The organism is Salarchaeum sp. JOR-1 (assembly GCF_007833275.1).
In the GTDB taxonomy this organism is placed as follows: domain Archaea; phylum Halobacteriota; class Halobacteria; order Halobacteriales; family Halobacteriaceae; genus Salarchaeum.
This window is the reverse complement of record NZ_CP042241.1, coordinates 1,827,823-1,841,151: the sequence shown is the minus strand read 5'-3', so window position 1 is coordinate 1,841,151 and position 13,329 is coordinate 1,827,823. Positions and strand designations below refer to the sequence as shown.

At 60.8% G+C, this 13,329-nt stretch carries 16 protein-coding genes and 1 tRNA gene; 10 read left to right on the top strand and 7 right to left on the bottom strand.

Annotation, left to right across the window (positions count from 1 at the left end; all coding sequences use genetic code 11):
* The first annotated feature begins 9 nt into the window (after nucleotides 1-9).
* Nucleotides 10-669: an HAD family hydrolase gene (locus tag FQU85_RS10490; RefSeq protein WP_145847636.1), complete on the top strand. Its 660-nt coding sequence runs from the start codon at nucleotides 10-12 to the stop codon at nucleotides 667-669.
* 100 nt (nucleotides 670-769) lie between these two features.
* Entirely contained in the window at nucleotides 770-1,012 is a 243-nt protein-coding gene (locus FQU85_RS10485) for a hypothetical protein (RefSeq protein WP_145847634.1), read from the top strand.
* A 150-nt stretch (nucleotides 1,013-1,162) separates the two neighbouring features.
* On the opposite strand, the gene guaB is transcribed toward FQU85_RS10485, so the two are convergent.
* Entirely contained in the window at nucleotides 1,163-2,656 is a 1,494-nt protein-coding gene (guaB, locus tag FQU85_RS10480) for an IMP dehydrogenase (protein WP_145847632.1), read from the bottom strand.
* 438 nt (nucleotides 2,657-3,094) lie between these two features.
* On the opposite strand from guaB, the gene FQU85_RS10475 reads away from it, so the two are divergent.
* From FQU85_RS10475 to FQU85_RS10465, 4 genes are all read left to right on the top strand, one after another.
* The gene (locus FQU85_RS10475) at nucleotides 3,095-3,958 is read left to right on the top strand and encodes a DUF5794 domain-containing protein (RefSeq protein WP_145847630.1); all 864 of its coding nucleotides are present in this window, start codon (nucleotides 3,095-3,097) and stop codon (nucleotides 3,956-3,958) included.
* A gap of 37 nt (nucleotides 3,959-3,995) precedes the next feature.
* Entirely contained in the window at nucleotides 3,996-4,223 is a 228-nt protein-coding gene (locus FQU85_RS10470; protein WP_145847627.1) for a DUF5795 family protein, read from the top strand.
* 216 nt (nucleotides 4,224-4,439) lie between these two features.
* Nucleotides 4,440-4,616, top strand: a tRNA-Trp gene (locus tag FQU85_RS13380).
* Nucleotides 4,617-4,930: 314 nt separating this feature from the next.
* Nucleotides 4,931-5,407, top strand: coding sequence for a hypothetical protein (locus FQU85_RS10465; protein ID WP_145847625.1), 477 nt, complete (start codon nucleotides 4,931-4,933; stop codon nucleotides 5,405-5,407).
* Nucleotides 5,408-5,428: 21 nt separating this feature from the next.
* Here FQU85_RS10465 and FQU85_RS10460 read toward each other — a convergent pair whose 3' ends face one another.
* The gene (locus FQU85_RS10460; protein ID WP_145847623.1) at nucleotides 5,429-5,827 is read right to left on the bottom strand and encodes a PIN domain-containing protein; all 399 of its coding nucleotides are present in this window, start codon (nucleotides 5,825-5,827) and stop codon (nucleotides 5,429-5,431) included.
* The gene (locus FQU85_RS10455) at nucleotides 5,824-6,021 is read right to left on the bottom strand and encodes an antitoxin VapB family protein (RefSeq protein WP_145847622.1); all 198 of its coding nucleotides are present in this window, start codon (nucleotides 6,019-6,021) and stop codon (nucleotides 5,824-5,826) included. Before FQU85_RS10455 ends, FQU85_RS10460 begins: the two co-directional genes overlap by 4 nt.
* A 158-nt stretch (nucleotides 6,022-6,179) precedes the next feature.
* Here FQU85_RS10455 and FQU85_RS10450 point away from each other — a divergent pair, with 158 nt between their 5' ends.
* Nucleotides 6,180-6,767: a site-specific integrase gene (locus tag FQU85_RS10450; RefSeq protein WP_145847620.1), complete on the top strand. Its 588-nt coding sequence runs from the start codon at nucleotides 6,180-6,182 to the stop codon at nucleotides 6,765-6,767.
* A 5-nt stretch (nucleotides 6,768-6,772) separates the two neighbouring features.
* Here FQU85_RS10450 and FQU85_RS10445 read toward each other — a convergent pair whose 3' ends face one another.
* The 3 genes from FQU85_RS10445 to FQU85_RS10435 all read right to left on the bottom strand — a co-directional run bounded on the left by FQU85_RS10445 (nucleotide 6,773) and on the right by FQU85_RS10435 (nucleotide 10,065).
* Nucleotides 6,773-8,242 carry a hypothetical protein gene (locus FQU85_RS10445; protein WP_145847618.1) on the bottom strand — a complete coding sequence of 490 codons (1,470 nt, stop codon included), beginning with the start codon at nucleotides 8,240-8,242 and terminating at the stop codon, nucleotides 6,773-6,775.
* A 61-nt stretch (nucleotides 8,243-8,303) separates the two neighbouring features.
* On the bottom strand, nucleotides 8,304-9,005 hold the full coding sequence (locus tag FQU85_RS10440) for a hypothetical protein (RefSeq protein WP_145847616.1): 702 nt from the start codon (nucleotides 9,003-9,005) through the stop codon (nucleotides 8,304-8,306).
* A 403-nt stretch (nucleotides 9,006-9,408) separates the two neighbouring features.
* Entirely contained in the window at nucleotides 9,409-10,065 is a 657-nt protein-coding gene (locus FQU85_RS10435; RefSeq protein WP_145847613.1) for a helix-turn-helix domain-containing protein, read from the bottom strand.
* Nucleotides 10,066-10,241: 176 nt separating this feature from the next.
* Between FQU85_RS10435 and FQU85_RS10430 the strand changes: the two genes are divergently transcribed.
* Nucleotides 10,242-11,624 carry an NAD(P)/FAD-dependent oxidoreductase gene (locus FQU85_RS10430; protein ID WP_145847611.1) on the top strand — a complete coding sequence of 461 codons (1,383 nt, stop codon included), beginning with the start codon at nucleotides 10,242-10,244 and terminating at the stop codon, nucleotides 11,622-11,624.
* Between the two features lie 244 nt (nucleotides 11,625-11,868).
* Here the strand turns inward: FQU85_RS10430 and FQU85_RS10425 are convergent, their stop codons facing one another.
* Entirely contained in the window at nucleotides 11,869-12,150 is a 282-nt protein-coding gene (locus FQU85_RS10425) for a hypothetical protein (protein WP_145847609.1), read from the bottom strand.
* Nucleotides 12,151-12,487: 337 nt separating this feature from the next.
* On the opposite strand from FQU85_RS10425, the gene FQU85_RS13375 reads away from it, so the two are divergent.
* Nucleotides 12,488-12,736 (top strand): hypothetical protein, encoded by a 249-nt coding sequence (locus FQU85_RS13375; protein ID WP_168219976.1) that lies wholly within the window; start codon nucleotides 12,488-12,490, stop codon nucleotides 12,734-12,736.
* Nucleotides 12,737-12,931: 195 nt separating this feature from the next.
* Complete coding sequence (locus FQU85_RS10415; RefSeq protein ID WP_145847605.1) at nucleotides 12,932-13,297, top strand: hypothetical protein; 366 nt, start codon at nucleotides 12,932-12,934, stop codon at nucleotides 13,295-13,297.
* Nucleotides 13,298-13,329: the final 32 nt, after the last annotated feature.

Here is a 13,329-nt window from a genome sequence, read left to right as displayed (position 1 = left end):
AGCGTTGATATGAGCTACGACGCCGTCGTGTTCGACAACGACGGGGTTCTCGTCGGTCGGACGAGTTACAACGTGCTGCGCGAAGCCGCCGAAACCACGTTCAAGCAGTTCGGTGTAACCGACCCCGACCCCGAACACATCGAGACGATGGCCGCGGGCGTCGACCCGTCGGACATCGACGAGATTTGTAACGCGTACGACCTGAACCCCCACCAACTCTGGGAGATCCGTGACCGGGCGGGAACGCTCGCGCAACGCACCGAGGTCCACGAGGGCCGCAAAACCCTCTACGACGACCTGCACGTGCTGGACGACCTCGACCTCGACTACGGGGTCGTGAGCTCGAACCAGCAGGCGACCGTCGAGTTCGTGCTCGACCACTACGGCGTCTCCGACCGATTCGGCGCGGTGTACGGCCGCGAGCCGACGCTGGAGAGCCTGCGTCGCCGGAAGCCCAATCCCTACTACCTCCACCGCGCGCTGGAAGACCTGGGGACGACGAACGCGCTGTTCGTCGGGGACAACGAGTCCGACATCCACGCGGCGAACAACGCCGGCATCGACTCGGCGTTCATCCGGCGACCGCACCGCGAAGACTGGTATCTGAACGTGGAGCCGACCCACGACATCGACGGGCTGGACGACCTGCACGACATCTGCGCGCCCTGACGGCCGCCCCCTTTTTTCGCACCGTGTGTGATAACTGTTACCGTTGGGCAAAGATATATGGTGGTGGGGTCGAATGTCAGGAACGTTCAGGTGAGAAACCGTGTCTGTACAACAACGCGCCGGCCGCTGGACGCTCGGTGAGAAGACGGACGGAGTATTTATCGTCAAGAAGGGCGGGCAGTACGAGGCGAAGATACTCACCGACAGCTACGACCCCGAGCCCGAGGAAGACGAACGCAGCGTGCTCAGCACCCTCATCGAAGTCCGGGACTCACGGGCGGCGCGAGAGGCGTTCCACGAGTACGTCCGCACGGAGTCGCGGTTAGTGCCGAGCCGCGAGTAGCGCCACAACGATTTTTTGACTCGCGGCGATACCCTCGGATATGTCGGACTTCGACACCTACGAGTGCGACACGTGTGGTGACGAGTTCAAGGCATACCCCGACTCGAACGCCGCGAAATCAGAGTTCTGCAGCCCGAGCTGTCAGACGGCTTAGTTCTGCGGGCTGTAGTTCGGGGCTTCGTCCGTAATCATCACGTCGTGCGGGTGCCCTTCGGTCTGTCCGGCCTGGGAGACCCGCACGAATTCGGCTCGTTCCTTGTACGCGGGGATGGTGTCAGCGCCGACGTACCCCATGCCGGACTGGATGCCGCCGACGAGCTGGTGGAGTTCGGACGCGACGCTGCCCTTGTAGGGGGTGGCGGCCTCAACACCCTCGGGGACGAACTCCTCGTCCTCCTGTTCTTCCTTGAGGTAGCGCTCGCCGCCGCCGGACTGCATCGCGCCGACGGATCCCATGCCGCGGTACTGCTTGTACTTCTTGCCGTCCACGGTGATGACTCGACCGGGGGCTTCGTCGGTGCCGGCGAAGTAGGAGCCGAGCATCACGGCGTCCGCGCCCGCGGCGATGGCCTTCGCAGCGTCGCCGGAATACCGGATGCCGCCGTCCGCGATGACGGGCACGCCGTACTCCGCGGCCACGTCAGCGACTTCAGCGACTGCCGTAATCTGGGGCATCCCCGCGCCCGTGACGACGCGCGTCGTGCAGATGGAGCCGGGACCGATACCGACCTTGATGCCGTCGGCGAAGTCCGCGATCGCTTCCGCCGCCTCCGCCGTTCCGACGTTCCCGACGACGACGTCCGCGTCGATGGTCTCTCGAATCTCGCGGGCGGAGTCGATGACGTTGAGGTTGTGCGCGTGCGCGCAGTCGATGAACACCACGTCAGCGCCCGCTTCGTCGGCGGTCTCCGCGCGCTCCACGTCGAACGGGCCGACAGCGACGCCGACGACGAGTTCGCCGTTCTCGTCGCGCGCGGCGTCGTCGTGTTCGCGGCGTTCGAGGATACTCTGCATCGTGACGAGCCCGTCGAGCTTGCCGTCCTCGACGATCGGGAGGCGTTCGACCTTGTGATCGTACATCAGGTCGAGGGCGTCGCGCGCGGCGACCTCGGGCTCGGCGGTGATGACTTCGTCCGTCATCGCCTCCTCGACGAGGTCGTCCTCGTTCACGCCGAGATAGGGCCGGATGTCCGTGTTCGAGATGATGCCGAGGACTTCGTCCTCGTCGTCCACGACGGGCGCGCCGCTCACGCCCTCCCGGGCCATCATCGCGTCCACGTCGCTGATCGTCTGTTCGGGGCGCGCGGTAACCACGTCCTCGCGGCGGATGACGAGTTCGTCCGCGCGCTTCACGCGCTCGATTTCCGCGGCCATCTCCGCTTCGTCCATGTTCTGGTGGAGGACGCCCAGGCCGCCTTCGCGGGCGAGCGCGATGGCGAGGTCGCTCTCGGTGACAGTGTCCATCGCCGCGGAGAGCACGGGCGCGTTGAGTTCCACGTTCTTGGAGACGCGCGTGGAGACGTCGGCCTCGTCTGGTTCGACGCGACTCTCCTTCGGACGGAGAAGAACGTCGTCGAACGTCAACGCTTCCGGTACCTGCAGTTTCTGGGAGAAATGTCCGTCGCTGGAATCGTCTCGCGCCATGTAAATCGCACACGTTCGTGGGGTAAAAGCATTCCGAGACGTCCGAGGATGTGCACTACAATGCCACACGGTCGTTCGGCGCTGACGCGCCCGCGACTGCCGCGAGAGTGAACGATTGTCGGGATATGGGATTTTCGACCCACGAACCCACGCCATAGTTTAAAAAACCGCGAAATTATCATCGGCGCGTGTCGGCGTTTCTCACACAATACTTATAAATTTGTCTCGAATATCCGGACATATGGACTCCCACAGTCCCAGCATCGCGCGCACCGCCGGCAACCACGCCCTCCCCTCCGGCATTCAGACACTCGTGTGCGCGAAATTCGGGACAACGGGACAGACCTTCGACTGGCAGCCCGCCGGTCGACACGGCGCCGCCAGGTCGTCGCGTCCCCGCCACCACCGGACGGCACCCGGTTACCGCCATCACCCCTGATGAGTAGCTCACGCCACCCAATCGCGCTCCGCCTGGAGCGACAGGTCGGCGGCGCGACCCGGCTCCTCGCGACCGTGATGCTCCTCCCGCTCGTCGACGGTATCTTCCCCGCGCTCGTGCTCGCGGGCACCCTCGACACGTGGACGGGCGTCCTCCAAGTCGGCCTCCTCGTCTTCGGCGGAAGCGCCACCGTCGCCGTCATCCTCGCCGAACTCGAAACCGACGTTCGCAAGCAAGCACGCGCGGTTCTCACCGTCGGCATCCCGCTCGTCGCGCTCGCGGTCGTCGAAGCCGCACTCGCCCCGACGATCGAGAGCCTGCTCAACATCCACGTCTTCGAGCGGTTCGCGGGTCTCGTCATCCTCGCCATCGCCGCGAAGACCGCGAGCGCCACCATCGGCGAGTACCTCCCGAGCCCCGGCGTCATCGTCGGCCTCGGATTCGTCGCCGCCGTCAGCCTCGGCGACGTGACGCTGTCCGTCCAGACGAACCCCACGCTGATGCTGCACGCCGCCGCCGCCGGCCTGGTCGCCGTCGCGTTCGCGCTCGGCGTCGTGTTCGCCCAGCCCTACCTCTATCGCCTCATCGACATCGACCGCTTCCGGTTCGGCAGCGCCGTCGCGCTCGCGACGCTCGCGCTCAGCCTGTTCGTCCCCGCGACCATTCCCCCGCAAGCCCCCATCGTCGTCTTCGCCGTCGCGGGCGTGCTCGCAATCGACCCCGACGCCGCCGACGAACTCGCGCACGGCGACACACCCACTCCCGAAGACCAGACGACCGCCACGGACGGCGGCGACAACGAGGAGTCCGGCCGCGCGTATCCCGGCGAAGACGCCAGCGAGGAACGCGCGCCCTGGCTGTAACGGAGGTCTTAGGGCGCTCCGTGCGTTCCCCCCGAGTATGTCTGAGAACCGCGTCGTCCAAGGCCGCATGGTCACCCCGAAGAAACTCGCCGAACTCGTCGAAGGCGACTCCGTCATGGAGGCAGAATCCATCGAGGACGCCGACCGCGAGTGTCCCGACTGCGGCGGCGACGTCATCGCCGTCACCTACATGCCGTCGGTCACCGAACTCGCAACCGGGTACAAGTGCCAGAACTGTGACTGGAGCGAGCGCACCGAGGCGTGACCTCCGCCCTCGCGTAGAGCGACAGAAAGAACGCCACGCTCGCCGACAGCTGCCCTGAAGACACCCCGAAATACCGCGAACACATCCATCGAGAACCGCTGACCGCTCTGAGGCGACCCAACCGATCAGACAGCGTTGACGACACCGCCCACCACTACGCCGACCCTATCTGAATCGAAACCCATTTACTGCGAATCCCCCAACGAACGAGTGCACGGGGCTGTGGCCAAGCCAGGCATGGCGACTGACTCCAGAGGCCACGCGCCCGGGACGAAATTCCAGACTGGTATACCGAGCGACCGACTGATCATCGGCTCGCGACGACGACCCTCTGGAGTTCCGAGGCGCACCGGAGATATCAGTCGATCGGGGGTTCAAATCCCTCCGGCCCCACTTCATTTAAGTTAAATGCGGAAGAAATTACCGCTTCTCAGCCGTTAGCTCGCCGCCCACAACTCACGGGGTGGTCGACGTGAGCGCCACCAACCAGGGTGACCACGACGACACCCAAATCTGCGACTACTGCGGCGGCTACATCCGCGACGACGACCAACGCTGCCCAGCGCGAACTAACGGGATGTGCCAGCCGTGAGGAACTACTGCCCGGTCTGCGGCGCACGCCTCCACACGACAACCTCCCGCGGCGGCATCCCACGCCGCGAGTGCCCTGAGAGACCACACGGCAGCAACGACGCACGGAGGGGATCATGACCTGGCCGCTCGCCTTCCGCACCGAACGCGACCAGCGCACCACCTCCTGGCTCCGCCCCCTCGACGCCGACGCCCAAGACAAGAGCCGGAGTCAGTTGCTCCGCGAACTCGCCGACGACGCCGTCAACGAGCATCAGCCGAACGAGGACGACGAGTACCGGCCCAGCGACGACACACTCGACTCGGTGTATCAGGCCGCGTTCAACCACGCGAACACCCGGCTCGGCCTGCGGTTCGACCTGACGGACGGCCAGATGGCGAGCGAGACCGGTATCGCGGCGACCGCGCTCCGCGGCTCCCTCCTTGACCTCGAACAGGCGTGGGACACCGTCGACGGCCCCAGTCCCGACACGACCCGGAACTCGACGCGCTCACTATCGGCGATCGCGTCGTCGTTTACGAAGGAGAGAGCGGGAGTGACACGCGCTTGTCCATCGACGCGGCCGCGGTCATCACCGACCCCGACGCGGTAGACTAACTTTTTCGCGCGCGGTTTAGGTCTCGTTCCGGAGGTTCGTAACCTCCATCAAGTCGGTGAGTAGGCGGGTTTCGAAGTCGTCGTCGGCGACGACGAGTTCCGCGCCGGTGGAGCGCGCCGTCGCGGCAATCAGTAGATCTCGAGTCGCCATTCGCGCCCCGTCGTCGAGCAGTTGATCCTGTATTCGCGCGGCTTCGAGGGCGATGTTCTCGTTCACGTCGAGTGCTTGGACGCCCCCGAAGTCCTGGCGGACTTCGACGACATCGGTCGAGCCGACGCCCAGCTCGCCGGTGATGACTTCGAAGACGCAGAGGGAGGACGTGAGGTAGGGTTGCCCGCGGTCTTCGACGTACGCGACGACCTCGGGGACGCCTTCGAGCATGTCGATGATGACCGAAGAATCGAGGAAGGTCACCGTTCGAAGCTCTCCCGCGAGCGCTTCACGGCCGTTCGCGCACGGTCAGCCTGATCTTCGCTCCACGCACCGACGTTAATCGGCTTCTCGCTCTGTGCGAGGCGTTCGAGGAGTTCGTCGAACGTCTCGTCGTCCCGCTTCAAGCGCTCTAGGAGCGCTTTCGTGTCGTCCGAGACGCGGAGTGTCGTACTCATGTGTATACGTACTGTATACGAGAGTATCTATCTTACGCCGACACCCCTCTGTCCGATTACACTGAGAGTCGGACATTTCGCCCGATTTTCGCGCTCACACCACCGATAGAACTAGAGGGACGGGCGAATTTGTCTCCGATACGGGGAAGCCGGACAGCATGAATCTCCGAGAGCACGACTCCCGCGACGACATGAAGGTATGGCTCAGCGACGACGAAGTCGACGAGCTGCTCGACGCCACCGACACCCAGCAACAGCGCATCGCGCTCGCGCTCGGCGCGCGCTGCGGGCTCCGCAGTCACGAAGTCCTCGATGTCGCTCCCGAACACGTCGTCGACACCGAAGCCGGCCCGATGCTCCGCGTCTGGCACGGCAAAGGCGAAAAGTTCCGTGAGACGCCAATCCCGCGCGACCTCTACACCACCGTCCGAACCCTCGACGAGTTCCGCGACGCCGACAGCAGTGACCCACTGCTCGATATCACGACGACCAGGACACTCCGGCGCTGGGTCGAACGCGCCGCCGCCGAGCTGGCCGCCGAGACCGACGACCCCGGCTGGAACTACCTCACCGTCCACGACCTCCGCCGCACGTGGGCGACCGCACTCAAGAGCGCCGAAGTCGACTCTCTCCTCGTCTGCGACTGGGGCGGCTGGGACGATCTGGAGACGTTCTTGGAACACTACCGCGGAACCTACAGCCCTGATGCCCAGAAACGAGAACGCGGGAAGGTAGAGTGGTTGTAGGCAGTCTATTTTCGGACTGAAACCTCGATATTGGTTTGATTCCAAGGGATCACTCCACCACCATCCCCCTCGCTATCTTCATCTCCTTCTTCATCCCCAGATACGCACTCTTTGACTGCATCAGCAGTTTCATCCAGTACCCCACGCCATCCACCTTCTGAAGAATTATCCTCGGTTGTTGCGCAGTCAGTCGCGTTCTCGGCATCCTCTATTAGGCCGCCAGACGCGTTCGCGATATCTGAGCTGACTCCAGTGACTGTATCTATTGCGATATCAGTTGTATTCCCAGCCTGAATGAGGAGCCCTTTCGTAGCATCTGAGAGTTCAGATACATTAGCGACCTCTGTGGAGTATTCCAAGGAACTGCTGTTGAGCCCTACTGGAACAGATATAATCCGTGTTTCGTTCCCCACAGTCACTTCCACTCGCTTAGTACGGTTCGAGCTATTGTAGCTCCACGATGCAGACTCCGGAAGTGGATTTGCTCCGGCTTCAACTAAATCGTTAACCGTCGCTCCCTGTGCTTGAGCTATATACTCCCAGTCGATATCCTCGCGACTCATATTGAGGCCGCGTTGAGCGACTTCATTCATCATTGAGGACGCTGTTGTTGAGAGTTTTCCCCGAAGCGCGAAGTGAATCTCGCTCATCCCAAGCGCCCAACCCCGGTTTCCGATTACGTATCGCAGACGATACAGACCCGCTTGACTCGCTTTGTTCGTGAGGAATCGAGTGCCGACAAACGCAGGGCCATAATACGCTCCCGTCGAGATTAGCATCGTATCAACTCCAAACACGACGGTTGACGCGTAGAACTCCTTCAAGTCCTCGGGGTTTTTTGTCTCAACCGCGGTACACGCCGATTCAGACATCCGTTGATAGCTAGTCGCCAAGGGGACGTATTTCGTGGCATCACTGGTTATTCCCCGAAGTGTTTCTGCTGAATGAGTAGGTACGTCCGCAGAGAACTCACTATTCACGATCTGGGTAGTATACGCGATGCGGCGCCCCAGTTTTTTCGTCAGGCCGCCGTTTTCCTCGACCGCACTAAGGCTCGTTGAAGCGGAAACACCTTGATATCCATCACAGATGGCCTCCGCTGCCGCCAATCCCGACTGCTTCCGTTCTGACTGTGATGTAGGAAGTTGCTCGTAGAACGAACCGACGAGCTGTTCTGCTCGGAGTTTCGCAGCGGCACTCAAGTTGGCGCTCGGGAACGCTGCTGACTCGTTTTTCGTTTGCGTCTCTCCAGATGTTGTCCGGGTCCCGGTACTTCGTCTCGTTTGGCTCGTAGTTGTTTCCGTGGTCTGTCGGGTTGTTTGAGTATCTACAGCTGTAGTACTTGGAGGTACCTCAACCGAATCTGGCGTCGTCTCTGTGACTGGCTGCGGCTGGGATGAACATCCCGCGAGGAGTAAGGTGAACACGACGGCTACTGCCAGTAGACGTGTTCGTTTGTTTTCCAAATTGAACACGACACTAGAACTACAATACGGGATTATTAACGTTCCGGGGCAGAACCAAACGCCGTTCTACTTACCGGCTATATTCATCCCAGAGAACGAGTGGTATCGAAAGTAACCCTGCGATAATCGCCATTGCAGCCATCGACTGTAGGATAGCAACGAGGAGGATAGAAAATTGAATTCCGAGTTCGACAGGCCTCGTCAGAGATAACTGCTGAATAGGAATAATAGAATAGTCATTGAGAACACTGGTCCAAACGATTCGACAAACTATCAGGAGCGGTATTGATACAGAGAATACCAACATAAGCCGCCATTTCGCCGTTTCTGGAATCCACTGAAGCAGGAACCGGAGTCCGGCGTTGACCAGGAATATTGAAGCGAAGACCATCAGGATAATCAGGAAAAGGATGACTCCTCGGCCGTCACCTGTAGGTAATGAGCTGATTCCAGATACAGCGGTCAGAATCAACGTCGTGAAGAAAAATAGGTCAACGTTTTTGAACTGAAAATGGGCCTCCCATAGGCTTCCCCAAGAACCCACTTCCGAAGCGAGATGGGCGTAGAACATCGCCGCAGAGAAGATGGAAAGGGCAATAAACGGGATATACATGAACCGCTCAAACGGTCCTGGATTCGCCGGGAGTGTTCGATAGATGTACACTGCAAAAGCTGCGAACACACCGGACACGACGAAGTAACCGGAATTTGTTGATATCTGATTCGCTATATCGACCGATAATTGCGGTCCGTCGTCGGATTTGTCCGGCATGTTTGAGGCCACGTTGAATCCAGCACCACCATCACGCCGTCTTGATAAAAACATCTAGCTGAACCGCCGTCCACTGAGCAAACTCTGAGTACGTGCTCGACCGCCAGTCTCGGCGAAAGAACTAGACGCATAGGCCTCGAAGCGTTGCTCGTGATGACTGGTCGGAACCTCGATCCGTTCGGCCTCGCACTGTTCTGCACGCTAAATGCCGGCGTCGCGCTCTACGGGGCGCTCGCATGGGATACACTGCTCTCCCTCTACCTGTACGCCGTCGCGACCTGCTCCGCGCTTCTCGCCATCATCCTCGCGCTCGCAGGCGTACGGGACGAGATTGTGAACCAGGCGTGGGTAGCGCGCGCCAGCAGAACTCAGTCGGGGCGAACTCGAAGCGTGTCTCCCCTGCTCAGCGGACGAGTGCCTCGAATACTCGCGATTCGATTTTTCGGAGATGCGTACCGACAGTCGTCGGTGCGATCCCGATGGCCTCGGCCACGTCCTCGTGTGTCGCCGAGCGGGGTTCGGTATAATATCCCATCTCGACAGCTACCTCAAGCACTTCTCGTTGCCGCGAGGTAAGTTCTCGCACGAACGTGTCTAGGCCGGGGTCGTACTCACCCGTCTTAACGATCTTGATACCGAGGTTCGTGGCATCGATAACCTTGTTGTACAGCTCCTGGAAATCCCGCTCACTGCCAAGGAAGGTTATCCGCAGTGAACCGTCATTGTTGATCGGAATTGGGGTTTCAACAACGAGTTCGGACTCCTGACGCCACTCCAAAAGCTGTTTGACGGGGCCTTGGGCGGAAAATTGGCTTGTCGCCAGCCAGCGTTCGCCGCCAGACACGAGTACGTCTTCAACAAGTGGTGATTCGGACATAATCTCCTCGTAGCGCTGCCGGTCGCCACTTCCCTCGGCCAGCGTTACTACGAGCTCCCCCGCGAGTAGTTCGACGTGGTGGATAGCCTCTCGCTGAATCGACGGCTCTTCGGCCAGTTGCTTGCCGATCGGGTGGAACGCAGTCCCCGACGTGGATTCCAATCGAACGGTGAGGTAGCGCACGCCCGGCGATAGAGCGAGGTTATTTAAAAAGACGCGTATGCACCCCGATTCGCAGACGGGGACAGAGCCGTGAGTTCCGGTGTGAACCAGAATGACCGAGTCGCGTAGCGTGTTTGGTATGACGGTGGAACGAACCGGCACCCCCAAAGCACACGTCTGGATCGGGGTGTTGTAAGGTGTCGCTCGCAGAGATCGACCGCTATGACGCCACGCAGGTCTCACTCGTGGGTGACCGCGCCATTGTCGTCGGGGGAAGTATAGCCGGCATCGCGTCAGCCCGGGTTCTGGCAGACGCGTTCAAAGAGGTTGTAGTGCTGGAACGTGACTCAATTCCGAACGGCCCAGCCACGCGTGACGGCGCACCGCAGACCAGGCACCCCCACGTGTTGTTGGAGGCTGGTCGTGCGACACTGGAAGACCTGTTCCCCGGGTTTTGCGAACAAGTTCTCGCCAGCGGTGGTCTGATGATAGACTTCGGTACGGATATGAGGGAATACAACAGAGGCGGATTCCTGGCTGACCCCCGGGAGCGATACCCCACCTATTGTGCGAGTCGCGCACTGTTTGAACACGTCGCCCGGAACCAATTACGCAGCATCGAGAACGTCGAGTTGCGAGGGGGTCGTCAAGTCACAGAGTACCTGTGTACCGCTGATGCGTCGGTAGTCACCGGTGTTCGTGTCCGAAACGGTGACACCGAGGAGACGGTCAGCGCTGATTTCGTCGTCGATGCGACCGGGCGGACGAGTCAGACTCCAGCCTGGCTGGCTGACCACGGGTACGACAGACCGCCGACCGACGAAATCACGATCAACGTTTCGTACAGATCGATTCGGATTGAACGTCCGCCGAACGACCGTCGGATGCGTATGATCGTGCCGGTAGCCCCACGGACGCGTGGCGCTGCACTCGTCCCTATCGAAGACGACCGCTGGGAAGTCATCGTACAAGGAATCCATGACGATACCCCGCCGACTGACCGCAGCGGTCTGATCAAGTACACTGCGGGTCTCCCCGTCCAGACGATTTCTACGCTGTTGAAACACCACTCATGGGTCTCTGACGGCGTTCGGCAGTATCCCTACCCTGCGAGTCTCCGACGGCGCTACGAGGACCTTTCCGAATTCCCTGACGGACTTGTCGTCACGGGGGATGCTATTGCAAGCTTCAATCCGATTTACGGGCAGGGGATGTCGGTAGCCGCCCTGGAGGCGGTCTGCCTTCACCATGCGCTCGCCACCGAGGGTCTCGACGCCATCAGTGGGCGTTTTTTTGATCGTGCGAGCGATATCGTGGACAACGTCTGGAACCTCGTGGTGGGCGGAGATTTCGCCTATCCACAGACAACGGGATCCCGACCGGCCGGTGCGCGTTTGACGAATTGGTATATGAACCGCCTCATACGTCGCGCTCAATCCGATCCGGCGTTAAGCGGAGCGTTCGCTCGGGTGACTCGCTTAGAGGAACCGCCAACAGCCCTACTGAAACCCGAGATCGTGTGGCGGGTGGTACGACCGACGGTCAGCACGATACCGCCACAGTTATTCACAGACTCCTAACACGCACCTCGTGAATTACCCACTTATATCGACCCAGAGTTCACCTGCGGAGAGCCTGATTGCGTAAACCGGCCTTTCGCTGGCACTGAATTCTCGCGACTGGCCATCCCGCTCGCGGGTAACGAAGCGTGACTGGAGCGCCTGGTTCTCTAACCGACCGGCGGTATCGAGGGCCACTAAGCTACAGCGCTAGCTGCCATTGCCGTCGATTGATCGACGGCGTACTCCACGAGAAGACAGAGTACTACGTCAGTGCAATCCCGGCACCGACGGCGATGCACGTCAGCGCGAGGGCGACGAGTGCGACTGGCGTTCGGTTGCCCTGTCCGCCACGGTCGTTATCGGCGCTCAACCAACCGCGGCCAGTCAGAACGCCGCAACCGACAGCGACCGCCGAGAGGCCGCCGGCGAGCGCCAGCGCCGTCCAGAGTCCGAGTCCGTGCTGTGCGATTTCTCGTACTGCCGCCCCAGCGAGCGCGATACCGGTCGCTATCGGGGCCGCGGCCGTCGCCTTGTCGGAGGGCATCACTCACGCGTTTGCCGCGGCTCTGAAAGAGCGTGGCGATTCCGTTCCGCTGACGGTCGTCAGTACAGGCGTGAATTCAGCGACAGACCCCGCTTTGTGTCACGCTCGTACCTCGATCCAGTTCTGTTCAGAGGAACAAACAGTCGTTTTCGTCACGGGGTTCTTTTTCGGGTTGTCGAGAGAACTGTATCGCATGAACCGCCGGCAGATTCTTCTCGGTGGCCTCTCGGGGGGCGTCGTCCTTCTCGCGGGTTGTTCGTCGTTCATCGAACAGACCCGACCCCGGGAACACAAACCACACGTAGCCGTGTTCGTGACCAACGGGCTCCAAGAGGCAGTGCAAGTCACTATCACCGCGATGCGAGGCTCGACCGAGTTCTTCAGTCACACCTACACGCTGAACCCGGGCGAGGGCGACGAATCGAAATCGTTCGTCGGAACCCCGGCGGAAATCCGCGTCTCGATACGGAATGGCCGAACAGCCGCGCGCGAGTACTCAATTCCAGCCTCCTGTGAGTCCCCAGCGGTCAACGTCGCAATTGAAGCCGACAGCATCAGCGTGAGCAACGGCTGCGACACGTCATAGCCCGACTCCCATCTGACCGATTCCATACTCCGTACGTAGCGATCGGGTCACCCGCCCGGTTAGCGAGCGAGGATCTCGCTCGTTCATACGAGGGGGTTTTCACTCCAGGCGCCCCGAATCGCCCGATACGGGGAGCTACAAGCCTAATCACGGAGTTTTGACAAGTCTTTTCCGTCTCGTTTGTGACGTGCGCCTGTGCGCCCTCCAGTTAGAAAGCTTGCACTCGGCCTTTGCGTCGGCCTCCTCGTCGTCGCTGCGGGTTGTAGTGCCGTCCCGACTAGTAGCACGCCGTCCGATACCCTCCAGCTCGTGAACCAAGATGATACCAGCCACGCTGTCGTGGTCGAAATCAGTCAGGGCGAGCGATTGGTCTATTCAGCCGGTCGAACGCTCGACGCTGAATCGGCCGTCCAGCTCGACCCCTTCAGTAAAAACGGCGAGTACCAGATTACGGTTGCCGTCGATGGCCACACGACCACGAAAACGCACACCTTCCCGAGCGATAATTCTGCCACAACAATCGGTATCGACAACGGAGGGAATGTAACTCTGAGTACGTGATCGCTGTACGCCGTATTTTCGGCGTCAGATAG